The following is a 24,327-nucleotide window of genomic DNA, read 5'->3' as shown; positions in this document are numbered from 1 at the left end:
TGCGTAAGCCAATATATGTGCTGAGTATGTGCCACCTTTCGCTGCGGAGGGTGGCTTTAGATAGGGTAGGGATTGAAGTATGTAAAGCCGGCGCTAAACGCCGGCTTTTTTGTGCTTGGAAGTTGGGTATAGGAAGTTACTGTTGAGCTTCCTTAACCCCCATCTCTTCAAGCAAGTTATGGGCGTTGTCGACCTTGTCCATCACCCACAACATATATTCCACGTCGACGTGGATTGCGCGGGTGTTGTCGTTGAAGTCCCAGTCGGCGTTGATGCTGTCGTAGGTGCCATCAAATACCAGACCAATGAATTCCCCTTTGCCGTTCATGGTGGCAGAACCGGAGTTACCGCCGGTGATGTCCACGGTGGTGAGGAAGTTCACCGGTACGGAATCGAGGTTTTCATCGTAGTAATCACCGTAGTCCTTGTTTTTGATGGCATCCAGCAGTGCCTGCGGAGAATCAAATGGGTCTTCGCCGGTGTACTTGGCTTCGATACCGCGCAGGGTGGTGAAGGGCACAAAGCTGTCTTTACCATCGTTGCCGTCGGCCGCGCCTTTCACGGTTCCTGCGGGCGGCGTGTAGCCTTTCACCAGACCGTAGGTCAGGCGCAGTGAGCTATTCGCATCCGGGTATACCGGCTTGCCCTGTTCCTGATAGTAGGAAATCAGCAGGTCCATAAACTGCGGGCGGATCTTGGCAAAGGCACCGGTCAGCGCCTTGTCTTTTTTCTCCAGCGCCATGCGGTCATCGAAGGTAGCGACGGCCAGCTGAATGAATGGATCATCACTTGCGCGGAACTCTTCCGGCGACTTATCCATCCAGGCCAGGCGGGTATCGGTGTCGGTGAGGCCGGTTTTTTCGTACATGGCAGACAGCTTGTTCTGCAACGCTTCGCCGCTCAGCTCAACGCCGAAGAAGGTATCAAAGCTCTCGATGCGCTGATCTTGAGGCAGCGCGTTGTAGCGCTCGAGGAAGTAGCTCCATACGGCCTGGTCTACCGACGGCTCGAAGTTGCGCTCGATACGCTTCATGCTCTCGCCAAAGCGGGTCATGTCGCGTTCCTGATAGCCGGGTTCACGGTCTGCGTCTGCTTTTTGCTTTTCCTGGCTCAGGCGGTAGAGGCGCTGGGCACTGCTCAGCATCGCGGAGCGGTTCATGTAGTTGAGCAGCAAGTCGCGCTCTTGGGTGGACTGCTTTTCGGTGATCAGGTTATTCAGATCGTTGATTACCGAAGTGTACTGCTTGCGCTCTTCGGGCTTTTCACCAATCCAGTCCTGCAGGTCCTTCTCCAACTTTTGCTTGCGCGTCAACAGGTCGCTACGGTTGTAGCCTTCCATCATGCCGGTGAAGTTCTTGGAATAGTTGTTCAGGCCGGCAACCAGGCTTGCGTACTTCAACGCAGCGTCTTTGTTGTTTTCGGTCGCGTTGCCGATGACTTCCGACCACTCTGCCAGTACCTTCTGCATGGTGGGGTAGTACCAGGTGAAGTTATTGCTCACTTCTTCGGCGGTGCGGTAGCGGTTGGTGCGCCCGGGGTAGCCGGCAACCATCACGAAATCGCCTTCCTGAGGTCCTTCGGTCGCCACGGTCAGGTGGTGCTTGGGCTTAAACGGCACGTTGTCTTTGGAGAAGTCCGCAGGCTTGCCGTCGGGGCCGACGTAAGCGCGGAGGAATGCGTAATCGCCGGTGTGGCGCGGCCACATCCAGTTGTCGATATCACCGCCGAATTTGCCGATGGAGGAGGCTGGGGCGTGTACCAGGCGCACGTCGCGGATGGCCAACTGCTTGATCAGGTAGTAGCTTGCGCCGCCGTAGTAGCTGTAAACCTCACAGCGGTGGCCGGGGTCGGATTCACACGCGGCAACCAGTGCTTTTTCTGCATCTTCAATGGCTTTGAAGCGGGTGGCGCCGTCCATGCTGTCGTCAAGCTTGCTCTTGATCTTGTCAGTAACGTCGTCCATTTCCACGGTAACGTAGATGCGCGAACCCGGTGCCGCAGGGACTTCTTCTTCCAGGGTCTTGGCCAGGAAACCGTTGGCCAGCAGATCATTGTCTTCGGTGGAGTTGTAGGAAATGGAGCCGTAGGCACAGTGGTGGTTGGTTGCTACCAGCCCTTGGGGAGACACGAAAGAAGCGGAGCAGCCGCCGAGGCTGACCACAGCATTCATCGGGAACTTAGTCAGGTCGGTCATGGTGCTGGGGTCCAGCTCCAGTCCCAGCTCTTCCAGCTTGTTGCCCAGTTCAGGCAGCTGGCGGGGCATCCACATGCCCTCGGTTGAAACCGTTGCGGTGCTGCTGGCCGGCTGTGCCTCAGTCGTGGCAGCGGGCTTGTCGGCGGCAGCTTGGGTGCTGGCTTCCGTGTTGGTGTCATCTGCGGGTTTGCCGCAGGCGGTAAGCAGGGCGATGGTAAGCGCCAGTCCAAATTTTTGTGTGGACGCGTTTATTTTCACTGTTATTCCTTCAAAAAATTTTTAAGGGCTGCTGCGAACGTGTACCGGGGATCTTCCTGGATGCACGCGCATTGGCCGAATAGTCGGCCGCGCCTTGATGTTGTCACATAACTGCGGCGGCAAAAAGCTTGCTGCGATCAAAGGAGGTTCCACCGGGGCAGGTCCCAGACAGTGTAGAATCCGCGGGAAAAGACGTTGTGTGAAATAGGGGACGTGATGCTTGAGAAGCAGGACTTGATCGATATCGCCCGTACCGAGATGCCGTTCGGGAAATATGCGGGAAGGTTGTTAATTGATCTACCTGAGGAATATTTGCTCTGGTTCGCGAAGAAAGAGTTTCCCAATGGACGTCTCGGACAGCTGATGGCGTTGACACTGGAAATAAAAATTGAAGGGCTGGAAGGTCTGGTGAAACCCCTGAAAAAACAATGAGCTCCAGCAGGTATACCCGCGGGAACTCATTATTTGGATTCGCTTAGCAATACATGCGGTTAGCGATAAACCCGACGACCGTATCTGTCATAGTAATAGCGTCTTTTTTTCTGGCGGTCGTATAACCAACCACCGGCACCGCCGATCGCAGCGCCCACCGCTGCACCACCGGCATCACCCGTGATGAGGGCACCGGTTACTGCGCCAACCCCAATACCGGTGCCCACGCGGCGATCGGTATCACTCATGCTGGCGCAGCCAGCGGTCGTCAAAGTCAGTGCCAGGGCGGAAGCCACGCCGGCACGTCTTAACATCTGTAACTGCATAAATACTCCGCTTGCAATTGCTCGAACATCGCTCGGGGAGTGTATGGTCCGCACTAGCCGCTCCCAATGACGCCGCAAGGGAAAATTACATGTCGGGATAAAAATGAGAAAAAAGTGTGGGGGCACTTTTGGCGATCCTAAACTGGTATCAGTCCCGGGAAGACTCCCCCATCGCGAGACGAGGTGGAGTGCCAAGAAAAAGCGGTCCGTAACGAAGACTGGACATGACCGGAAATACGCCCACAGCGGGTGACCACTGGTTTGAAACATTGATTTCAGCGAGAGTAAGAGCGGGAAGTTTCAGTCAGCTTGATTGGGAAAATGGGGCGAAGGCGGTCGACAGAGTTCGGCCGCTTTTCCGTTGGGGCGGTAGCCAAATACTGTCAGAGCATGGCGAGATAGCGCGGGCCTCTCCCTTTCTACATTTTTGTGGCGCACCTTTCTTTTTTAGAAATGAATTTTCCTACGAGCCATTTTTAGGGTCGATTTTCACGCCATTAGCTGTGGCGAAGTTGTGACATATCTCCCACTGGTGACTTAACGCGCTGGCCACATGCGCCAAAAACGGGGTATGGTAAAAAAGTAATGACACCGCTGTCATTTTTTCCGGATAAAATGACAGCGGTGTCATTGTGTGGGCTGCAGACTGCACATATACGAGGTACCCGTTCAAGAAGTTATTGAAAAATGAACAAGTTAGAAGTACCGGCATTGCTGTTGAATGCCGTTCCACCAAGGGCAGCGATGCCCGTTGCGGTTTAACGGAAACAGCCTTTCGCTGCCCTGGTTGATAGATCCTTACCCATAAAATAACGACAAGGTGAATATCGATGAAAGGGCTAACCCCAAGCCACTGGCGCCATGCAATGCTTGCATTAGGTCTCGCCAGCTCCTCTGCTATCGCCGCGCCCGGCGCTCCCACCATTGACTGGATGGAAACCAGCTTCGCCATTATTGAAGTGGATGAAGCCGCTACCGCCTATGAGCAATTGGTAACCATTAACGACTACGCTGAAGTACCGGTAGCCTGGTCCAAGTGGTCGGGTGATCCCGCGACCACCGCGCAGTACCTGCTCAATGGCCAGGTTGTTCTGGAGCAAAACGTGGGCGGTGGTGCCACCCAGACCGGCACCGCGACTCTGCAAGTGGCCGAAGGCGGTCAGTACTCCCTGCAAGTAGCGCTGTGTAATGACGATGGTTGTTCCACCTCTGCCGCAACTGACATCGTGGTTGCCGATACCGACGGTAGCCACCTCGACCCGATTACCGTTACCGCGGGTGAGAACAACCAGTCTTACACCAACTCCACTAACTCCGTTGTGGGTACTTACTTTGTGGAGTGGGGCGTTTACGGACGCAAGTTCTCCGTAGACATGATGCCTTCCTACAACCTGACCCACCTGATCTATGGATTTATCCCCATTTGTGGTGGTGACGGCATTAACGATAGCCTGAAAGAAATTGAAGGCTCTTTCCAGGCGTTGCAGCGTTCCTGCTCCGGCCGTGAAGACTTCAAGGTTTCCCTGCACGATCCATTTGCCGCGCTGCAAAAATCTCAGGCGGACCAGACTTTCTCCGATCCGTACAAAGGCAACTTCGGTCAGCTGATGGCGCTGAAGCAGGCGTACCCGGATCTGAAAATCCTGCCGTCCATTGGTGGCTGGACTCTGTCTGACCCCTTCTACTTCTTCAGCGATGCCGCCAAGCGTAAAACCTTTGTGGATTCTGTTGAGGAATTTATCCGCACCTGGAAATTCTTCGATGGTGTGGATATCGACTGGGAATACCCAGGTGGCCAGGGCGCGAACCCGACTCTGGGTGACCCCGCCATCGATGGTGAAACCTATCGCCTGCTGATGCGTGACCTGCGTGCCATGCTCGATAACCTTGAGCAGGAGACTGGTCGTACCTACGAGCTTACCTCTGCGATTGGTGCGGGTTACGACAAAGTTGAAGATGTGGATTATCTCGCTGTACAGCAGTACATGGATTACTTCTTCGTGATGACTTACGACTTCTACGGCGGTTGGAGCAACGAAGTACTGGGTCACCAGACTGCACTGTATGCGCCAACCTGGCGCTCCGACGACGCTTACAACACCCACAACGGTATCCAGAACCTGCTGGGCCTGGGTGTTGACCCCGGTAAGCTGGTTGTTGGTGCGGCGATGTATGGCCGTGGCTGGACTGGTGTTTCTGGCTGGAACGGTAATGACCATATGACCGGCACCGCCACTGGTATGGTGAATGGTACCTGGGAAGATGGTGTTGTGGATTACCGCGATATCGTGGCCCGTATCGCTACCGGCGAGTGGGAAGAGTATTACGATACTGCAGCTGAAGCGCCGTATATCTTCAAGCCGAGTACTGGTGACCTGATTACCTACGATAACCATCGTTCGGTAATGGCCAAGGGTGCCTACGTTCAGTCCAACAACCTCGCTGGTCTGTTCTCCTGGGAGATTGACGCGGACAATGGCGACATCATGAACGCTATGCACGAGAGCCTCGGCCACGGTGATGGCTTCGGTAATCGCGCTCCGGTTGCGCGTGCCGGCGGCGACCAGAGTGTGGACAGTGGTGCAAGCGTAACCCTGGATGGCAGCACTTCCAGTGACCTGGATAACGACCCACTGACGTACAGCTGGGTACAGGTTTCCGGCACCAGCGTGACCCTGCAAAATGCCAGCAGCGCTTCTGCGAGCTTTACCGCTCCTGCGGTAAGTGCGGACGAAGAACTGGTGTTCTCGCTGACCGTATCCGATGGCGAAGCTTCCGATTCCGATCAGGTTGCTGTAACCGTTATTGCGGACCAGCCGAACCAGGCACCCAGTGCCGATGCAGGCGCGGATCAGATGGTCACCACTCCGGCTACAGTCACTCTGAATGGCAGCGCCTCCAGCGATCCGGATGGCGATGCACTGACCTACAGCTGGGTGCAGGTTGCCGGTAGCAGCGTAACCCTGAGCGACGCTTCCAGCGCAACGCCGAGCTTCTCCGCGGCGGAAGTCAGCGCGGAACAGGAGCTGGTGTTTGAGCTGAATGTGAACGACGGCAGCCTCAGTGACGCAACGCCGGACCAGGTGAGCATCTTCCTGTTGCCAGCCGATGCCAATACTCCGCCGCAGGTTTCTGCCCCGGCACAGGTAACCATTCAGGAAGGCGCCAGTGATTCCATCACCGCTACCGGCACCGATGCCGACGGCGATGCACTGACTTACACCTGGAGCGGTATGGCCAGCGGTTCCGGTGACACCATCACCATTACTGCTCCGCAGGTAGAAGCGGATACCAACTTCACCCTGACCGTTACCGTGAGCGATGGTATTGCCTCTGCGAGTGCGGACGTCACTGTGACCGTTACCAATGTGATTGTGGATGGTGGCTGTAGCTCTACCGATCCGAACGCGGGTAACTTCCCTGCCTGGCAGTCTGGCAGCACCTACGTGGGTGGCGATCAGGTAAGCCACGAGCAGCTGGTATGGCAGGCCAAGTACTGGACCCAGCAGGAGCCAAGCTTCACTTCCGCCGACTGGCAGCTGATCAGCGACATTGAAGTACCCTGGAACGCCAGCACTGCCTATAACGGCGGTGACGAAGTAAACCACGAAGGCAAGCGTTACCGTGCCAAGTGGTGGACTCAGGGCCAGGAGCCGAGCACGTCTTCCGACTGGGAAGAGATCGGTGATGCGAGCTGCAACTGATCAAGAGGTTTCGCGTTGACGCGAACTAATTGAGCAGCAAAGAAAAAGCCCCGGTAAATACCGGGGCTTTTTTATTGGGTGCAGATTATAGCTGCGTGCGGTTAGGGTGTTAGAGCGGGAAGCGGATCACCACACCGCCCATGGTTTCACCCAGCTCGAAGTCGGTACGCGGGCTATCCACATGTTCGTTGTGGCAGCTGACACAAGCGGGAGATACCGCTACGTCCGGGTAAACCGCAGTAAAGTAATCGGTGTCACCCAGAGTCTCGGTGCCGTAGAAGTTCTGCCCTGGGTTGTCATTGATAAACTGTAGGCCTTCCTTTTCCAGCTCGGTGCGCGGCTTGTTCTGTTTGTTGATGGCCCACTGGGAGAGCAGGGCATAGTTAAAGCCGGAGTCCATTTCGGCAACGCGCTCGGCGCCCATACGCATCATTTGTGCAGGTAGCGGCAACGCCTTGGTATCTTTCCAGTGCTCGTCGGCTTTGATGACCTGTTCTTCGTTGGCCAGCCGGTTGACCACGAAATTGGTGTAGCTGGCCCTGTCCGCTTCGATTACTGCAAAGATAGCATCGGCCATCCGCTCCGGTTGAACACCACTTTGTTCACTACAGCCAGCCAGTACCGCTCCAGCCATCATTACGGAAAGTAATTTACGCATGTTTCCCTCCTGTTGGGATTATCGAGTCGTTTTTATGCGGGCAATTCGCGCGCGAATCAGTTCAAAAGTCTTATGCTCTGAATCTGGTTCATGATTAAAGTTACTCTCAATCAGTCGCTCATCAGCCAGCGCGGCAACCGCAAATTCAACACCGTGACAATTGAGGCATACCGGCAGCATTTTTTCGTTCGGGCGCAGGTTGTGGTTTTGGTTGTGGTTGACCAGTATCTGTCCCTTGTGTTCTTCCCGTGGCAGGTGGCAGTTCGCACAGCTGACGCCGTTCGGCTGCTGCTGGTCCCACAAGCGGAAGTGTTCCGTGTTTTTGTAGGCAAGGCTGTGCTTATCGTTGTGACAGCTCAGGCAGGCATCCACTTCCGCAACGCGGGTATCCAGGTCGTGTGGGTTGTGGCAGCTGGCACAATTGAGTTCCTTGGCCATCTCAATGACTCCTGCCTTCATGGGAATTTGCGCATCCCCCGGAGACATCGGTTGCTGAACGGGGAGGCTCGCTGCCAGGCGCATACCGTGTTTGCCCTGGCTGAACTGCTCCAATTGACGGCTGTGGCAGTCGCCACACACGCTGACCACTTCTGCGCTGGTTAGCTCTGCTTCACCATTGATATGGCAGGCATTGCAGTTGGTGCCTGTTGTGGCGTGGGCAGAGTGTGCCCAGGCTTCGGCTGCAGACTGCATCGGCGAACTGTCGTGAATGTTGGTTTTGCTAAAGTCCGCGTCGGCCAGTTCGAGCGCTTTTGTTTCCGGGTTTTCCTGTTGCCACTTAGCGAGGAGGGAGCGCATGGGCAGTTGTGCCTCCGCGACGAGTGCGGGGTGATCAATGCGCTCGGCCAGGAACTCTTCATACAGGTAGCGGTTGTCGTGGTAGTTGTGACAACCAGCACTGGCACAGGTCTCGAAACCGAAGTCCGCGTGATTGGGTCGGTTTTCTGCAATGTCGCTGTGGCAGTGAAAGCAAAAGTCTCCGGCGAGAGTGACGCCCATTTCGTGCGTGATTTCCGGCTTGTGCTCCGTGTGACAGCTAATGCACTGGCGAGCATCCAGGTGGGCGAGCAGCCCTGCGTTGCGCGGGTCTAAAAACTTGCTGCGGGGGTGGCTGTCATTCGCCATCTCCAGCTCTTCACTGTGACAATTGACACAGGCACCCTGAATAAACGTTTGCCCGGCAAACCCATCGCCATGGCAGGTGGAGCAGGACATTTCAATCTGGTGGTGACCATGGGTCGCCTCGCCACTCAGGAAATAGGATTTATCCGAGGCCTGCAGGTTGTAGGTAATAAACGCCGCGCCCAACAGCGTTACGATCAGGCCGTAATGCCAGAATTTGAATTTATAGTTTTTCATTTAGAAGTAGTACACGGCAAGAATATGGTAGAAGAGCAGCACCGGGAGTGCCCATAGCAGTGCGTAGTGCACGCGCGACCACCACTTGCGGTGCTCACGGAGTTTTATGTCGGTCCAATGGTGGTTGCGGGCCATAAATACCCCCACCAGTGACCCGGTAGAGGTTGCCGCAAGAAACACCAGCATAAGTGCGAGGTTCAGGTTTTCTCCCAGGCGGAAGCCCGTGTGCACAACGAGCACCAGCAGGGCGGCAAAGCCAATCAGGCTGTGGATGTATCGCCAGTGGTCCAGGTGCCCAGCTTTTATCTTTTGCCAGCGCTTGCGCAGGGAGAGGCTGGCGGTCATGACGCAGAGTGCCAGCAAGGTGTAGCCGCTGACCTGCTTCCAAAAATTGTCGTACCACAATTTCTTCAGGTACCAGCTCGCCTGTACGCTGTCGGAAACCGGTGGGGGTGGCGAGAAGGCTGCGATGGCGATAAGCACCAGTGACAGGATGGAAATCACCAGAATGCCGCGGGCATGGCGCATCACCAGATTGGGCGCGGGAATATCCAGCAGCTCTGCCATCAGCGGTCGGCAGCTGCCGCAGGCAGAGCCAGCGTTGGTCTCTATCTCGAGGTCCTGCAAATTGCGCTTGCCGCCGGCGATCGCTGTACAGAGTTCACCCTTGCTGACGCCATTACACTGGCATACCAGATAATTATCCGGTTGCTGTTTGAGGGTCTGTTCACGGGTTTCCTGCCAGAGGTTGCCCTGCTCACAAAAGCTTTCCAGTTGCTGCTCTGACACGTCTGCGCCATCTGCGATGGCTTGTTTCAGAGAATGGGCTTCCTCCCAGGCACCCACAACGACCGCACCGATGAGTTTGCCGTTGCGGACATACAACTCCCGGCACAGGCCCCGGAAGCGGTTTTCAAAGGTGAGTACGCGTAAATCCGGGTCGTTGGAATTGTTAGTGCTACCAATAAGGAAACATGGGATGTGGGAAATCTTGAGCTGGATGTCATTACTGCTGCCCTGATAGGGCGGTAGCGCTCGGGCCTGATCGGTGGTTGCACACACATGGCGGCTACAGATTTCCGCCTGTTCGAAACCCGGGCGTACCAGCTGATACAGTTGTTCGTTGTACTCGGCGCATTCGCCGACCGCATAGATGTCGGGGTCACTGGTCAGCAGATATGGGGAAACCAAAACACCGCGTTGGGTATCGAGCCCGCATTTCTCCGCAAGGGAGATTTCAGGTTTTATACCCGTACACAGGACGACACCGTCCGCATCAATGGTTTCCCCACTCGACAGCACAGTGCGCTCTACCGCGTCTTTGCCGGAACATTTCTCCAGCTGGGCGCCTGCGAGTACTTCTACTTGCAGGGCTGACAACGCGGCACTGAGATAGCTCTCAGCGGTATCCGAGAGACGGTTGCCGAGCAAACCGCCCCGCGCAAGTAGTACGACGCGATTGTTGCTTGTTTTTAGCGCAGCGGCGGTCTCCAACCCCAGAGCGCCGGCGCCTACTACCACGATGGTGTTGGCCGTCTGTCGTAATTCGATCAGGGTTTGTGCATCTTCCAAACTGCGAAAGCTAATGATGTTGTCGAGGTGCACACCGGGTAGTTCTGGGCGTGCGGCGACAGACCCGGTGGCGAGAATCAGCTTGGTGTAGGGGAGTTGCTGTCCCTGATCGTCGATGATCCGTTTGTTTTGGCGGTCGATGTTGATGATTTTGCGGTTGTGGAATTCCGCCAGGCGAGGGTGTCGGGCGTGGGTAACCGGATTACTGAGTTCGGATTGTTTCAGGTTGTCGGCAAGATACTGAGAAAGGCGCACCCGGTTGTACGGTTCGCCTTCTTCATCACCGACAAGTACTACCTGTGCATCGGAGCTGTAATCCAGTAATCGCTGTGCGCAACGAACGCCAACAGGGCCCGCACCGACCACAACAAAAGTCGGGTAGCCCAGATCCCTGGTGTGCGCACCAGTCGTATTTTCTTGTCGCTGGCTTTCACAAAGCCCGGAAACCGCTTCGGTCACAATTGCCTCCCGAGTACTGCCGCACTACCGCACCACGTGTTGTGTATGGGTTGCTCTCGAGCCGTTTGGGCGCTCGATTATTATTGTTCTATATCGTTATGCTCATATTTATCGTTCTCATTTGACGCACGTTCAACTAGTGTCGGTCGCGAGGGGCCGGCACTGGCTACGGGGGGTTAGCTGGGGTTATAGAGCGTATAAAGCTCTTTTTCTTCTAATGACACGCGTCGGGTGAGCGCCTCGCCGATTTGCTCGTAGTCGCTCTTAAAGCGAATGAGTTCTTCTCGTGACAGCGTGCCGCGGGAGTAGCGTTTACAGAACTGGATTACCGCATTGGCAATGTCGTTCATGTCGGTGCGGAAATCTTTGACGATCTGCAACGTGTGTCTGTCGTTGACGAGAGACTGTTCCAGATACACATAGAAGCTGACGTTTTCTTTGATCAAGTGCGCCTGAAAGGTGGACTTGAAAATGCTCAACAATTCGGAAAGCTGGCGAAAATTCTGTTTTTCGAAACCTTCGGACCAGATGCGCTGGAAAATATTTACCAGTTCATGGTGGTCATTTTTTAAAGACAGGATGAGCGAAGGATCGTACTTGATCGTGCGACGGCCACTTGTGCCACTCACATCTTTCTCGGTGTCTTTATTATCGCGGGACTTGCTGGAAAAAAGTCCGAACATGGGGAGGCCTTTCTAATTGTCTAATTGGTACGTTCGTAGCAATTAAATTCTCCATGCGCCTGCATAAGGAGTAATTTATTCTTAAGGCGCAATATTAAACTCATTTCTTAGAATAATGTTTCCTTATCCTGCTCAATATGTGATTTATGTCACACTTATTGTGCGGTCCGAAAATCGATGCTTTGATTGGGTCGCTAAGCGGGCACCTGCTTGGTACGCAGGTACAAAAAAACCCGGCGATTGCCGGGTTTTTTGGAGGCGAAATTCCGTTCGGAATTAACGCTTGTCGAGATCCACATAGTCGCGTGCGGTGTAGCCAGTGTACAGCTGACGCGGACGACCGATCTTGTATGGGTTGGAAATCATTTCGTTCCAGTGCGCGATCCAGCCAGCGGTACGGCCGGTAGCGAAAATCACGGTGAACATATCGGTAGGGATACCGATCGCCTTCATGATAATACCGGAGTAGAAGTCGACGTTCGGGTACAGTTTCTTCTCTACGAAGTACTCGTCTTCCAGTGCGATCTTTTCCAGCTTCTTGGCGATACGCAGCAGTGGATCGTTCTCAGCACCCATCGCACCCAGGACTTCGTCACAGATGCCCTGCATTACGCGGGAGCGCGGGTCGAAGTTCTTGTATACGCGGTGGCCGAAGCCCATCAGGCGGAACGGATCGTTCTTGTCTTTGGCCTTGGCAACGTACTCGTCGATACGGCTCTCGTCGCCGATCTCCTGCAGCATGTTCAGTACGGCTTCGTTGGCGCCGCCGTGTGCCGGGCCCCACAGGGTGGCAATACCGGAAGAGATACACGCGAACGGGTTGGCACCGGAGGAGCCAGCCAGGCGTACAGTAGAGGTAGAAGCGTTCTGTTCATGGTCTGCGTGCAGCAGGAAGATCACGTCCATGGCTTTTGCCACGATCGGATCGATCTTGCTCGGCTCACAAGGGTTGCCGAACATCATGTGCAGGAAGTTCTCGGAGTAGCTCAGGCTGTTGTCCGGGTACATGAACGGCTGGCCCTTGCTGTGCTTGTAACACATGGCGGCCAGGGTCGGCATCTTGGCGATCAGGCGGTCCGCAGAGATTTTACGGTGCTCCGGATCGGTGATGTCCAGGGAATCGTGGTAGAAGGAGGCCAGGGCGCCGACAACACCACACATCATCGCCATCGGGTGCGCGTCGTAGCGGAAGCCTTTAAAGAAGTTAACCAGAGACTCGTGAACCATGGTGTGGTTCATGATGCTGTCAACGTACTCTTTCTTCTGCTCTGCATTTGGCAGTTCGCCATTCATCAGCAGGTAGCAGGTTTCCAGGTAATCGGATTTGTCCGCCAGTTGCTCGATGGGGTAGCCGCGGTGCAGCAGAACGCCCTTGGCGCCATCGATGTAGGTGATTTTGGATTCGCAGGAGGCGGTGGACATGAAGCCCGGATCGTAGGTAAACAGGCCTTTGCTGGCCAGGCTGCTGACGTCAACAACGTCGGGACCGGCAGTACCAGAGTAGACTGGCAGGTCGAATGGGGTGTCGATACCGTCGACCGCGAGTTGAGCTTTCTTGTCAGACATTGTGGACTCCTAAAAACTATTCTTTCGCCAGCTTTCTTATTTCCACACAAATTGCTGAAGTGGATTCAGTAATTCACGGCCCTGAGATGGGCGAAATCCGCGCTTTTCCGTGATCACATTTTATAAAGCGTTGTGTATCGCGGACGTTTCTGCTGCGCAGGCACAACCCGGAAAATGCCGGATTCTGCGGGCTCGGACGGCCTTCATTGGCTACATCCAGACGCGGATATGGGGCTAGCGGGCTTTTGAGCGCGGCCAAACTTAAGTGTCGCGCCCCAAATTGTCAAACCAAATTGCCGTGGCCAGTCGGTTCCGCGGCCGCAGGATCTTCCGTGGTAGATCGGAGTGGCAGGGAAATTGCCTGTCTGAAAGGGCGATATGGCATGTAAATTTCGGTATCACCCCGGCCGGTTGAATCGCGCGCTTCATACTTTGGTCGGCTGGGTGGCGCTGAAAGCAACTGGTACAAAGCCGTCCGTGCCGATTTTCGGTTCGTTGTGTTTTGATATGCGAATGCCTATAATCCGCGCGGCTTGCGCCTTGGTAAGGCCACTTTGTACAAGACCTCTACAGGTTGACTGGAAAGTGATCAGCAAGCTCGCCCGGTATGTAGAGAATTAGCGGGCGCCCCGTCTTTCAGGGTAACAAGGTGTTTTTCCTGTGAACAAGAACAGACCTGTCAATTTAGACATTTCTACTATTAAGCTCCCTGTACCAGCGTTGGTATCCATTCTGCACCGTATTTCCGGTGTGGTGCTTTTCGCTGTGGTTGCACTTTTGTTGTGCATGCTGGACTCCAGTCTGGAATCTGAGCAGGGTTTCCAAAAAGTAGCAGACTTTTTCACCAGTGTACCGGCCAAGCTTGTGCTGTGGCTCTCATTGGCTGCACTTATCTATCACCTGATTGCAGGTGTGCGTCACCTGATTATGGATCTGGGTTTGGGTGAAAGCCTTGAAGGTGGTCGCCGCAGCGCCATCCTGGTGCTGGTGCTTTCTGTTGTGCTCATTCTGCTGGCGGGGGTTCTGATATGGTAAAGGCAGTTACTGGTTTTGGTCGTAGCGGCCTCTACGACTGGTTTGTTCAACGCGTTACCGCGGTGGTGCTGGTGGCGTACACCCTCTTTATAGTGGGTTTCATTTTCCTTTCCAAAGATTTTGGCTACGAAAGCTGGTCTGCGCTGTTCGAGCAGCGCTGGGTTCGCGTATTCAGCCTGGTTGCTCTCATCTCCACAATTGCTCACGCCTGGATTGGTCTCTGGTCTGTGGTCACTGACTACATCACCAATCGTATGATGGGTGGCAAAGCGACCGTCCTGCGGATTCTGGTTGAAGTGTTGTTGGGTGCTGTTGCCGTGTTCTACGCGGTGTGGGGCATCGAAATTCTGTGGGGTGTATAAGTTATGTCGAATATGCGAACAATAACCTTTGACGGCATCGTAATTGGTGGCGGCGGCGCGGGCATGCGCGCTGCGCTGCAGATGGCTCAGTCTGGTTTCAAGACTGCAGTTATTACTAAAGTATTTCCTACCCGCTCTCACACGGTTTCTGCGCAGGGTGGTATTACCTGTGCGATTGCCAGCGACGACCCCAACGACGATTGGCGCTGGCACATGTTCGATACCGTCAAAGGTTCCGACTACATCGGTGACCAGGACGCGATCGAATATATGTGTTCCGTAGGCCCCGAAGCGGTGTTCGAACTCGAGCACATGGGCCTGCCGTTCTCCCGTACTAAAGAAGGTCGTATCTATCAGCGTCCTTTCGGTGGTCAGTCCAAAGACTTCGGCCGCGGTGGCCAGGCTGCACGTACCTGTGCGGCGGCCGACCGTACTGGTCACGCTCTGCTGCACACCCTGTATCAGGGCAACATTAAGAACAACACCGTATTCCTCAACGAGTGGTTCGCGGTAGACCTGGTGAAGAACCAGGACGGCGCTGTTGTCGGCGTAATCGCGATGAACATCGAAGATGGCGAGATCGTTTACGTTAAGTCCAAGGCGACCGTTCTTGCGACGGGCGGTGCGGGCCGTATCTTTGCCTCTACTACTAATGCGCACATTAATACCGGTGACGGTATCGGTATGGCGCTGCGTGCCGATATTCCTGTCCAGGACATGGAGTTCTGGCAGTTCCACCCCACCGGTATTCACGGTGCCGGCGTACTGGTAACGGAAGGCTGTCGTGGTGAAGGTGGTTACCTCATCAATAAAGACGGCGAGCGCTTCATGGAGCGTTACGCTCCGAACGCGAAAGACCTGGCGGGCCGCGACGTTGTTGCACGCTCCATGGTTCTGGAAATCCTCGACGGCCGCGGCTGTGGCCCGGAAGGCGATCACGTATTCCTGAAGCTGGATCATCTGGGTGAGAAAACCCTGAACGCCAAGCTGCCGGGCATCCTCGAGCTGTCCCGTACCTTCGCGCACGCTGACCCGGTTAAGGTGCCAATCCCGGTTGTTCCGACCTGTCACTACATGATGGGTGGTCTGGCGACCAACATTCACGGTCAGGTACTGACCCAGGATGCTTCCGGTAACGATCACGTGATCGACGGCATCTATGGCTGTGGTGAAGTCGCCTGTGTATCCGTACACGGCGCCAACCGCCTGGGTGGCAACTCCCTGCTGGATCTGGTGGTATTCGGCCGCGCCTCTGGCCTGTTCATCGAAAAAGCCCTGCGTGAAGGTATCGAGCATCGCGAAGCGAGCGACTCTGACCTCGAAGCCGCGATGGGCCGCCTGAACCGTCTGGAAACCAAAAACGACGGTGAAAAAGCTGCCGACCTGCGCAAAGAGCTGCAGAACGTGATGCAGAACCACTTCGGTGTATTCCGTCGCGGCGACTTCATGGCGGAAGGTGTGAAGAAGCTGGAAGACCTGCGCGCACGTATCGAAAACGTTCGCCTGGACGACAAGAGCCGTGCGTTCAACACCGCACGTATCGAAGCGTTGGAGCTGCAAAACTTGCTGGAAGTGGCCGAAGCGACTGCGATTGCCGCAGAGACTCGTACCGAAAGCCGCGGTGCCCACGCGCGCGAGGACTTCCAAGAGCGCGACGACGAGAACTGGCTGTGCCACTCCATGTTCTTCCCTGCGGAGAAGCGTGTTGGCAAGCGTGCCGTTAACTTTGCGCCCAACACCGTAGAAGCTTTCGAACCGAAAGCGCGTACCTACTAATTCGGGAGCGGAAAGACCATGTTGAAAGTAAGCATCTACCGTTACAACCCGGAAACCGATTCTGCACCGTATATGCAGGATTACGAAGTAGACACCCAGGGCAAAGACCTGATGGTGCTGGACGTACTGGAGCTGTTGAAGGCTCAGGACGCGACCCTGGCATTCCGTCGCTCTTGTCGTGAAGGTGTGTGCGGTTCCGACGGCATGAACATCTCTGGCAAGAACGGTCTTGCCTGTATCATGCCGCTGTCTGAAGCTGCGCCGAAAGGCAAGCTGGTACTGCGCCCGCTGCCGGGTCTGCCGGTTATCCGTGACCTGGTTGTGGATATGGAGCAGTTCTACACCCAGTACAAGAAAATCGAACCTTACCTGCAGAACGACACCCCGGCTCCGGCCATCGAGCGTCTGCAGTCCCCGGAAGATCGTGCAAAACTGGATGGCCTCTACGAGTGTATTCTCTGCGCCTGTTGTTCCACGTCTTGTCCTTCTTTCTGGTGGAACCCAGACAAGTTCATCGGCCCGGCGGGCCTGTTGCAGGCGTACCGCTTCCTGGCGGATAGCCGCGACACTGCGACCGACGAGCGCCTGGGTAAACTGGACGATCCGTTCAGCGTTTTCCGCTGCCACGGTATCCAAAACTGCGTCAATGTTTGTCCTAAGGGCCTGAATCCAACTCGGGCAATCGGACATATCCGCAATATGTTGATAACCCGCGCCGTATAACGGATGCCCCGGTAACGGGGAGTGGGTTTCCCACCAAAAATATAAGCACAATTAGGCCGACAGCAGCGCAGGTGTCAGGCCTATACGAAAGAGGGGAGGTGTCTATTTCAGCGCCTCCCCTTTTGTGAGTGAAAAGACAGGAAAGAGCGGCGCGAAAATCAAGGGTGCGCGCCGTCAATTGAGGTAGGCATTAATGCACGAAAGCTCTATGGAGGCGCTCTGGCGGACTTCACATATCTCTGGTGGTAACGCTGGGTATGTCGAAGATCTGTACGAGACCTATCTGCACGACCCCAGTGGTGTACCGGAAGAATGGCGCAGCTACTTTGACAGCCTGCCGCGTGTTAGCGGTGGCGATGTCTCCCATGCTGCTATTCGCCAGCACTTCGAGCTACTGGCAAAAAACCGTACCCGTCCTCTCGCCGCTCCCGGCGCCGGCTCTGTCAATGTTGAACACGAGCGCAAGCAGATCAAAGTTCTGCAACTGATCAATTCCTACCGTCACCGCGGCCACAAGAAGGCCACCCTTGATCCGCTGGGTATCATGGCCCGCGAACAGGTGCCAGATCTGCAGCTGAACTTCCATGGCCTCACCGAGGGCGACTTCGACACTACGTTCCAGACGGGTGATCTGTTCTTCGGTAACGGCGAGTCCACCCTGCGAGACATCGTACAGGGCCTGGAAAATACCTACTGCGGAAATCTGGGCGCAGAAATCATGCATCTGTCGAATCTCGACGAGCAGCAGTGGTTTCAGCAGCGTCTTGAGCGCAGCCAGTGCAAGCCTACTTTCGGTGAAGATATTCGTGTCGAAATTCTGCAGCGCCTGTCTGCTGCGGAAGGTCTCGAGCGTCACCTGGATTCCAAATACCCGGGTACCAAGCGCTTCGGTGTGGAAGGTGGCGAGAGCCTGATCCCGCTGATGGACGCGCTGATTCGTCGCTCCGGTACCTACGCGGTAAAAGAGATTGTGATCGGCATGGCCCACCGCGGCCGCCTGAACACTCTGGTCAACATCCTCGGTAAAAACCCCGCGGACCTGTTTGAAGAATTCGAAGGCAAGAAGACCCTCGATACCTCCGGTGACGTTAAGTACCACCAGGGCTTCTCTTCCAACGTGATGACCCCGGGTGGCGAAGTGCATTTGGCGCTGGCCTTTAACCCGTCGCACCTGGAAATCTGTGCGCCGGTAGTTGTGGGCTCCGTACGTGCCCGTCAGGATCGCCGTGGCGATAGCACCGGTGAGAAAGTACTGCCGATCAACATTCATGGTGATGCGGCGTTCGCCGGTCAGGGCGTGGTGCAGGAAACCCTGCAGATGTCCCAAACCCGCGGCTACTACACTGGCGGTACCATTCATCTGGTGCTGAACAACCAGGTTGGTTTCACCACCAGCAAGCGCGAAGATGCGCGCTCCACCGAATACTGTACCGATGTCGCGAAGATGATCGACGCTCCGGTACTGCACGTAAACGGTGACGACCCGGAAGCGGTTGTCTTGGCGGGCCTGCTCGCAATTGATTACCGCTACGAGTTCAAGAAAGACATCGTGATCGATCTGGTTTGTTACCGCCGTCGCGGTCACAACGAAACCGACGATCCCTCCGGCACCCAGCCGCTGATGTACCAGACCATCCGCAAGCACAAGACGACCCGCACCCTGTATGCGGAGAAGCTGATTGGCGAAGGTGTGCTGGACAAGGCTGCCGCCGACAAGCTGGCCAACGACTACCGCGACAAACTGGATCGCGGTGAAGACGTGGCGACCGGCCTGGTGAATGAGCCGGACGAGTCCATGTTTGTGGACTGGCGCCCGTACCTGAACCACGAGTGGACCGTCGAAGGCGATACCAGCTTTGAGCTGACCAAGCTGAAAGACGTGGCGACTCGCATGACCACCGTCCCCGACGGTATTGTGATACAGCGTCAGGTTTCCAAGATATACGATGACCGTCGCAAAATGGCCGGTGGCGCGCTGCCTCTGAACTGGGGCATGGCGGAAACCCTGGCGTACGGCACTTTGCTGGAAGAGGGCTACATGGTCCGCTTCACCGGTGAAGACGTGGGTCGCGGTACCTTCTCCCACCGTCACGCGGTTATCCACAGCCAGAAAGATGGCCAGAGCTATGTGCCGCTGCAGCACATGTTCGAAGGCCAGCCGCGTTTCGATATTTACGACTCACTGCTGTCGGAAGAAGCGGTGCTGGCGTTCGAATACGGCTACGCCACCACTACCCCTAAATCCCTGGTGGTTTGGGAGGCGCAGTTTGGTGACTTCGCCAACGGTGCCCAGGTGGTAATCGACCAGTTCATTACTTCCGGTGAGCACAAGTGGGGCCGCATGTGTGGCCTGGTGATGCTGCTGCCGCACGGTTATGAAGGCCAGGGCCCGGAGCACTCCTCTGCGCGTCTCGAGCGTTTCATGCAGCTGTGTGCCGAGCACAATATCCAGGTATGTAATGCCACCACTCCGGCACAGATTTTCCATCTGCTGCGTCGTCAGGCTGTGCGTCCGATGCGCCGCCCGCTGGTGATCATGAGCCCGAAGTGGATTTTGCGTCACAAGCTCGCGACTTCCAGCCTGGACGAGCTGGCTACCGGCAAGTTCCAGAACGTCATCCAGGATGGCGGTGTGGATCCGGCCAAAGTGAAGCGATTGATCATCTGCTCCGGTAAGGTTTACTACCACCTGCTGGAAGCGCGTATGGAACGCGAACAGGAAGACGTTGCACTGGTCCGTTTGGAGCAGTTGTACCCCTTCCCAGACGACGAATTCCTGAGTGCGGTATCCGCGTTCAAGAGCATCAAGAGCGTTGCCTGGTGCCAGGAAGAGCCCATGAACCAGGGCGCCTGGTACTCCAGCCAGCACCACTTGCGTCGCCTGCTGAAAGAAGCACATCCCAAGCTGGAACTGGAATATGTTGGCCGCGCGGCTTCCGCTGCACCTGCGGCGGGTTACATGTCCACCCACTTGGAAGAACAGAATACGTTCATCAACGAGGCGCTGACTGTCAAATAAGGCAGCAGTACAACGAAAGAGCAGGATGTTGCGAAGGGCGAGGGTCTTTCCGCATCCCCGAAAATCTCAGGAAACAGGAACAATGACCATCGAGATTAAAGCGCCAACATTCCCGGAATCTGTTCAGGACGGCACCGTCGCCACCTGGCACAAACAACCGGGTGAAGCTGTGTCCCGCGATGAACTGATCGTGGATATCGAAACCGACAAAGTTGTGCTGGAAGTCGTTGCACCGGCTGACGGCGCCATTAGTGAAATTATCAAAGGCGAGGGCGACACCGTTCTCTCCAATGAAGTCATTGCCAAGTTCGAAGAGGGCGCTGGCGCCTCTGCCGAAGCTGCACCTGCGGCAGCTGAAGCTCCGGCCGCTGCGGCACCTGCTGCTGCCGGCGAAAAAATTGCCATGCCGTCTGCCAAGAAAATGGCTGCGGAAAAAGGCGTTGACCTGGCCGGCGTTGAAGGCACCGGCAAAGGCGGTCGCGTACTGAAAGAAGACGTGATGAAGGCGGGCACTGCACCGGCTGCCTCCGCGCCGGCTGCCGCCGCGCAAGTGGAAGTTGCTGCGGGTGAGCGCGTTGAGAAGCGTGTTCCGATGACCCGTATGCGCAAGCGCATCGCCGAGCGTCTGCTCGACGCTTCCCAGTCCACTGCCATGCTCACTACCTTCAACGAAGTGAACATGAAGCCGATCATGGATCTGCGTAAGAACTACAAAGACCTGTTCGAGAAGACCCACAACGGCACTCGCCTGGGCTTCATGGGCTTCTTTGTAAAAGCGGCAGTAGAAGCGCTGAAGCGCTACTCCGCGGTGAACGCGTCCATCGATGGTAACGACATCGTATACCACGGTTACCAGGACATCGGTGTTGCGGTTTCCTCCCCGAAAGGCCTGGTAGTACCGATTCTGCGTAACGCAGAAAACATGGGCCTGGCGGATATGGAAAACAATATCCGTGACCTGGGTGTCCGTGCCCGTGACGGCAAGCTGTCTATTGACGAGATGACCGGTGGCACCTTCACCATCACCAACGGTGGTGTGTTCGGTTCCCTGCTGTCTACCCCGATCCTGAACCCGCCGCAAACCGCGATCCTCGGTATGCACAAAATTCAGGAACGCCCGATGGCGGTCAACGGCAAGGTGGAAATCCTGCCAATGATGTACCTGGCGCTGTCTTACGATCACCGCCTGATCGACGGCAAGGAAGCGGTTGGCTTCCTGGTTGCGATCAAAGAAATGATCGAAGATCCGGCGCGTATCCTGCTGGAAGTGTAAGCAGGTTAGATTTGGAGAAAGGGCGGCCCTTAAGAGGTCGCCCGCAAAATGAGCCAGCCGTTCGAGCTGGCATCAACGGCAACAAGACCGTCTCAGGGAAATCCGGGAAGAAGCCCGGGCATGCGGTGACAAATCCGCATTCGTTGAATCCACTCAAATTTGGAACAGACCATGTCAGAAAAATTTGACGTAATCGTAATTGGCTCTGGCCCCGGTGGTTATGTTGCTGCTATTCGCGCAGCGCAGCTGGGCCTGAAAACTGCCTGTGTTGAAAAATGGGTAAACAAAGATGGTAAGACCGTTAATGGCGGTACCTGCCTGAACGTTGGTTGTATTCCTTCCAAAGCGCTGCTGGACAGCTCCTGGAAGTACCACGAAGCCAAAGACGATTTCGAAGTCCACGGTATCGATGCCAAGGTCAAGATTGACGTTAAGAAAATGATCGGCCGTAAGGACGACATCGTTAAGAAGCTTACCGGTGGTGTAGCCGGCCTGTTTATGGCCAACAAGGTGACCTCTATTGAAGGTACCGGCAAGCTGCTCGCAGGCAAGAAAGTTGAAGTAACTGACCACAACGGCAAGAGCACTACCTACGAAGCAGAAAACATCATTCTGGCTTCCGGTTCTGTTCCGGTAAACATCCCGCCGGCGCCTGTGGACAACAAGATCATTGTTGATTCCACCGGTGCACTGGAATTCACCCAAGTGCCCAAGCGTCTGGGTGTAATCGGTGCTGGTGTAATCGGCCTGGAGCTCGGCTCTGTATGGAACCGTCTGGGTTCCGACGTCGTGGTTTTGGAAGCCCTGGATAGCTTCCTCGCTATCATGGACCAGCAGATTGCCAAAGAGTCCCAGAAGATCTTCAAGAAGCAGGGCCTCGACATCCGCCTGTCCTGCCGTGTAACCGGCAGCGAAGTGAAAGGTAAGGAAGTTGTTGTTACCTATCAGGACAAAGATGGCAAAGAGCACCAGGAAACTTTCGACAAGCTGATCGTATGTGTGGGCCGTCGTCCGTACACCGAAGGTCTGCTGTCTGAAGACGCTGGCGTAAAACTGGACGAGCGTGGCTTCATCTATGTAAACGACCTGTGCATGACCTCTGCACCGGGCGTATGGGCAGTGGGCGACGTAGTGCGTGGCCCGATGCTGGCGCACAAGGCGTCTGAAGAGGGCGTGGTGGTTGCTGAGCGCATCGCCGGCCAGAAGCCGATGATGAACTACGACGTAATCCCGAACGTTATCTACACCCACCCGGAAATTGCTGCGGTTGGCCGCACCGAAGAACAGGTGAAAGCCGACGGCGAGCCCTACAATGTGGGCGTATTCCCGTTTGCTGCTTCCGGCCGCGCCATGGCAGCCAACGATACCCACGGTATGGTGAAAATCATCGCGCACGCGGAAACCGACCGCGTACTGGGTGCACACATCGTTGGCCCGTCTGCTGCTGACCTGGTTCAGCAGGTGGCAATCGCCATGGAATTTGGCTCCAGCGCAGAAGACATCGGCATGACCGTATTCGGCCACCCGACCCTGTCTGAAGCGGTGAAAGAAGCTGCGCTTGCTGCGAACGGCCACGCGATCCATATCGCCAACCGCAAAAAGCGCAAGTAAGCGATGTGATTTTTCGGGGCGGCTATAACAGCCGCCCCGGTTTAATTTCAGGGCTCTGGTTTTGCAATTAGGCAGCACCAGAGCGCTGTGTAAAGGTGCAGAGTAATCTGCAATTGGTAAACACATTTCAAATGTGAATTGGTATTGACTATGAACTTGCATGAGTATCAGGGCAAACAACTGTTTGCAGCATACGGATTGCCGGTTTCCCAAGGCATTGCAGCGGAAACCCCGGCAGCAGCAGCAGCGGCAGCAGACGAAATCGGCGGCGACAAGTGGGTTGTTAAAGCCCAGGTACACGCTGGTGGCCGCGGTAAAGCGGGCGGCGTAAAGCTGGTGGACTCCAAAGCGGAAATTGAAGAATTCGCGAAAAAGTGGCTGGGTAACAACCTGGTAACTTATCAGACAGACGAAAACGGCCAGCCGGTTTCCCGTATCCTGGTGGAAAGCTGCACCGACATCGACCAGGAACTGTACCTGGGTGCGGTGATGGACCGTGCTACCCGTCGCATCGTTTTCATGGCCTCCACCGAAGGCGGTGTAGAGATCGAGAAAGTTGCGGAAGAAACTCCGGAAAAAATCCTGAAAGCTATCATCGACCCGCTGGTAGGCGCACAGCCTTACCAGGGCCGTGAACTGGCGTTCAAACTGGGCCTCGAAGGCGACCAGATCAAGCAGTTCACCAAGATCTTCCTGGGTCTGGCGAAAATGTTTGAAGAGAAAGATCTGGCCCTGCTGGAAATCAACCCGCTGGTCATCACTCCAGAGAAGAACCTGCACTGCCTGGACGCCAAGATCGTTATCGATAGTAACGCTCTGTACCGTCACCCAGACCTGCGTGAAATGCACGACCCGTCTCAGGAAGACGAGCGCGAAGCGCACGCAGCCAAGTGGGACCTGAACTACGTAGCACTGGATGGCAACATCGGCTGCATGGTAAATGGTGCTGGCCTGGCCATGGGTACCATGGATATCGTCAACCTGCACGGCGGCAAGCCGGCCAACTTCCTGGACGTTGGCGGCGGCGCGACCAAAGAGCGCGTTGTTGAAGCGTTCAAAATCATCCTGTCCGACGAGAACGTAAAAGCCGTTCTGATCAACATCTTCGGCGGCATCGTACGCTGCGACATGATCGCAGAAGGCGTAATCGGTGCAGTGAAAGAAGTGGGCGTTACTATCCCGGTTGTTGTTCGCCTCGAAGGTAACAACGCAGACCTGGGTGCCAAGGTTCTGAGCGACAGCGGCCTGAACATCATCGCTGCCACCAGCCTGACCGACGCGGCAGAGCAAGTGGTTAAAGCTGCGGAGGGTAAATAA

At 55.6% G+C, this 24,327-nt stretch carries 17 protein-coding genes; 10 read left to right on the top strand and 7 right to left on the bottom strand.

The genetic code is table 11. From position 1 onward, the window contains the following. Positions 1–136 precede the first annotated feature (136 nt). Entirely contained in the window at positions 137–2,452 is a 2,316-nt protein-coding gene (locus tag LCM31_RS00520) for a S46 family peptidase (protein ID WP_224866634.1), read from the bottom strand. A gap of 216 nt (positions 2,453–2,668) precedes the next feature. Here LCM31_RS00520 and LCM31_RS00515 point away from each other — a divergent pair, with 216 nt between their 5' ends. After that, positions 2,669–2,884, top strand: coding sequence for a DUF3820 family protein (locus LCM31_RS00515; RefSeq protein ID WP_222250474.1), 216 nt, complete (start codon positions 2,669–2,671; stop codon positions 2,882–2,884). A 59-nt stretch (positions 2,885–2,943) separates the two neighbouring features. Here LCM31_RS00515 and LCM31_RS00510 read toward each other — a convergent pair whose 3' ends face one another. Next, the gene (locus tag LCM31_RS00510) at positions 2,944–3,210 is read right to left on the bottom strand and encodes a glycine zipper domain-containing protein (protein WP_222232701.1); all 267 of its coding nucleotides are present in this window, start codon (positions 3,208–3,210) and stop codon (positions 2,944–2,946) included. An 830-nt stretch (positions 3,211–4,040) separates the two neighbouring features. Here LCM31_RS00510 and LCM31_RS00505 point away from each other — a divergent pair. Further along, a complete protein-coding gene (locus LCM31_RS00505) occupies positions 4,041–6,914 on the top strand; it encodes a glycosyl hydrolase family 18 protein (RefSeq protein WP_224866632.1) in 2,874 nt (957 codons plus the stop codon). A gap of 109 nt (positions 6,915–7,023) precedes the next feature. On the opposite strand, the gene LCM31_RS00500 is transcribed toward LCM31_RS00505, so the two are convergent. From LCM31_RS00500 to gltA, 5 genes are all read right to left on the bottom strand, one after another. Then, entirely contained in the window at positions 7,024–7,572 is a 549-nt protein-coding gene (locus LCM31_RS00500; RefSeq protein WP_077401689.1) for a Tll0287-like domain-containing protein, read from the bottom strand. Between the two features lie 18 nt (positions 7,573–7,590). Next, positions 7,591–8,931 carry a cytochrome c3 family protein gene (locus LCM31_RS00495; protein WP_224866630.1) on the bottom strand — a complete coding sequence of 447 codons (1,341 nt, stop codon included), beginning with the start codon at positions 8,929–8,931 and terminating at the stop codon, positions 7,591–7,593. After that, complete coding sequence (locus LCM31_RS00490; protein ID WP_224866628.1) at positions 8,932–10,962, bottom strand: FAD-dependent oxidoreductase; 2,031 nt, start codon at positions 10,960–10,962, stop codon at positions 8,932–8,934. A gap of 176 nt (positions 10,963–11,138) precedes the next feature. After that, the gene (locus tag LCM31_RS00485) at positions 11,139–11,645 is read right to left on the bottom strand and encodes a hemerythrin domain-containing protein (protein ID WP_224866627.1); all 507 of its coding nucleotides are present in this window, start codon (positions 11,643–11,645) and stop codon (positions 11,139–11,141) included. Between the two features lie 276 nt (positions 11,646–11,921). After that, positions 11,922–13,211, bottom strand: a complete 1,290-nt coding sequence (gltA, locus tag LCM31_RS00480; RefSeq protein ID WP_224866626.1) for a citrate synthase — start codon at positions 13,209–13,211, stop codon at positions 11,922–11,924. Between the two features lie 660 nt (positions 13,212–13,871). Here gltA and sdhC point away from each other — a divergent pair. The 8 genes from sdhC (at position 13,872) to sucC (ending at position 24,327) form a co-directional block, all read left to right on the top strand. Further along, positions 13,872–14,246 carry a succinate dehydrogenase, cytochrome b556 subunit gene (sdhC, locus tag LCM31_RS00475; protein WP_010131893.1) on the top strand — a complete coding sequence of 125 codons (375 nt, stop codon included), beginning with the start codon at positions 13,872–13,874 and terminating at the stop codon, positions 14,244–14,246. Next, the gene (gene sdhD / locus LCM31_RS00470) at positions 14,240–14,608 is read left to right on the top strand and encodes a succinate dehydrogenase, hydrophobic membrane anchor protein (RefSeq protein ID WP_010131892.1); all 369 of its coding nucleotides are present in this window, start codon (positions 14,240–14,242) and stop codon (positions 14,606–14,608) included. The genes sdhC and sdhD overlap by 7 nt, the downstream gene beginning before the upstream one ends. A 3-nt stretch (positions 14,609–14,611) precedes the next feature. After that, positions 14,612–16,384 carry a succinate dehydrogenase flavoprotein subunit gene (sdhA, locus tag LCM31_RS00465; RefSeq protein ID WP_224866624.1) on the top strand — a complete coding sequence of 591 codons (1,773 nt, stop codon included), beginning with the start codon at positions 14,612–14,614 and terminating at the stop codon, positions 16,382–16,384. An 18-nt stretch (positions 16,385–16,402) separates the two neighbouring features. Then, positions 16,403–17,107 (top strand): succinate dehydrogenase iron-sulfur subunit, encoded by a 705-nt coding sequence (locus tag LCM31_RS00460; protein ID WP_010131890.1) that lies wholly within the window; start codon positions 16,403–16,405, stop codon positions 17,105–17,107. A 193-nt stretch (positions 17,108–17,300) separates the two neighbouring features. Then, positions 17,301–20,126, top strand: coding sequence for a 2-oxoglutarate dehydrogenase E1 component (locus LCM31_RS00455; protein WP_224866622.1), 2,826 nt, complete (start codon positions 17,301–17,303; stop codon positions 20,124–20,126). A gap of 82 nt (positions 20,127–20,208) precedes the next feature. After that, positions 20,209–21,399, top strand: a complete 1,191-nt coding sequence (gene odhB, locus LCM31_RS00450) for a 2-oxoglutarate dehydrogenase complex dihydrolipoyllysine-residue succinyltransferase (protein ID WP_222250508.1) — start codon at positions 20,209–20,211, stop codon at positions 21,397–21,399. A 171-nt stretch (positions 21,400–21,570) separates the two neighbouring features. Beyond that, positions 21,571–23,010, top strand: coding sequence for a dihydrolipoyl dehydrogenase (gene lpdA, locus LCM31_RS00445; protein WP_224866620.1), 1,440 nt, complete (start codon positions 21,571–21,573; stop codon positions 23,008–23,010). A 150-nt stretch (positions 23,011–23,160) separates the two neighbouring features. Next, positions 23,161–24,327 carry an ADP-forming succinate--CoA ligase subunit beta gene (gene sucC / locus LCM31_RS00440; protein WP_010131884.1) on the top strand — a complete coding sequence of 389 codons (1,167 nt, stop codon included), beginning with the start codon at positions 23,161–23,163 and terminating at the stop codon, positions 24,325–24,327.

This window comes from Microbulbifer agarilyticus (assembly GCF_020171345.1).
In the GTDB taxonomy this organism is placed as follows: Bacteria; Pseudomonadota; Gammaproteobacteria; order Pseudomonadales; family Cellvibrionaceae; genus Microbulbifer; species Microbulbifer agarilyticus_D.
This window is presented reverse-complemented; position numbering and strand designations above follow the sequence as displayed.

Bases quoted from the DNA above. Each gene is read 5' to 3' on its own strand.
- LCM31_RS00515 (WP_222250474.1), top strand. From the start codon at position 2,669: ATGCTTGAGAAGCAGGACTTGATCGATATCGCCCGTACCGAGATGCCG.
- LCM31_RS00510 (WP_222232701.1), bottom strand. From the start codon at position 3,210: ATGCAGTTACAGATGTTAAGACGTGCCGGCGTGGCTTCCGCCCTGGCA.
- LCM31_RS00505 (WP_224866632.1), top strand. From the start codon at position 4,041: ATGAAAGGGCTAACCCCAAGCCACTGGCGCCATGCAATGCTTGCATTA.
- LCM31_RS00500 (WP_077401689.1), bottom strand. From the start codon at position 7,572: ATGCGTAAATTACTTTCCGTAATGATGGCTGGAGCGGTACTGGCTGGC.
- LCM31_RS00495 (WP_224866630.1), bottom strand. From the start codon at position 8,931: ATGAAAAACTATAAATTCAAATTCTGGCATTACGGCCTGATCGTAACG.
- LCM31_RS00485 (WP_224866627.1), bottom strand. From the start codon at position 11,645: ATGTTCGGACTTTTTTCCAGCAAGTCCCGCGATAATAAAGACACCGAG.
- gltA (WP_224866626.1), bottom strand. From the start codon at position 13,211: ATGTCTGACAAGAAAGCTCAACTCGCGGTCGACGGTATCGACACCCCA.
- sdhD (WP_010131892.1), top strand. From the start codon at position 14,240: ATGGTAAAGGCAGTTACTGGTTTTGGTCGTAGCGGCCTCTACGACTGG.
- sdhA (WP_224866624.1), top strand. From the start codon at position 14,612: ATGTCGAATATGCGAACAATAACCTTTGACGGCATCGTAATTGGTGGC.
- LCM31_RS00460 (WP_010131890.1), top strand. From the start codon at position 16,403: ATGTTGAAAGTAAGCATCTACCGTTACAACCCGGAAACCGATTCTGCA.
- LCM31_RS00455 (WP_224866622.1), top strand. From the start codon at position 17,301: ATGCACGAAAGCTCTATGGAGGCGCTCTGGCGGACTTCACATATCTCT.
- odhB (WP_222250508.1), top strand. From the start codon at position 20,209: ATGACCATCGAGATTAAAGCGCCAACATTCCCGGAATCTGTTCAGGAC.
- lpdA (WP_224866620.1), top strand. From the start codon at position 21,571: ATGTCAGAAAAATTTGACGTAATCGTAATTGGCTCTGGCCCCGGTGGT.
- sucC (WP_010131884.1), top strand. From the start codon at position 23,161: ATGAACTTGCATGAGTATCAGGGCAAACAACTGTTTGCAGCATACGGA.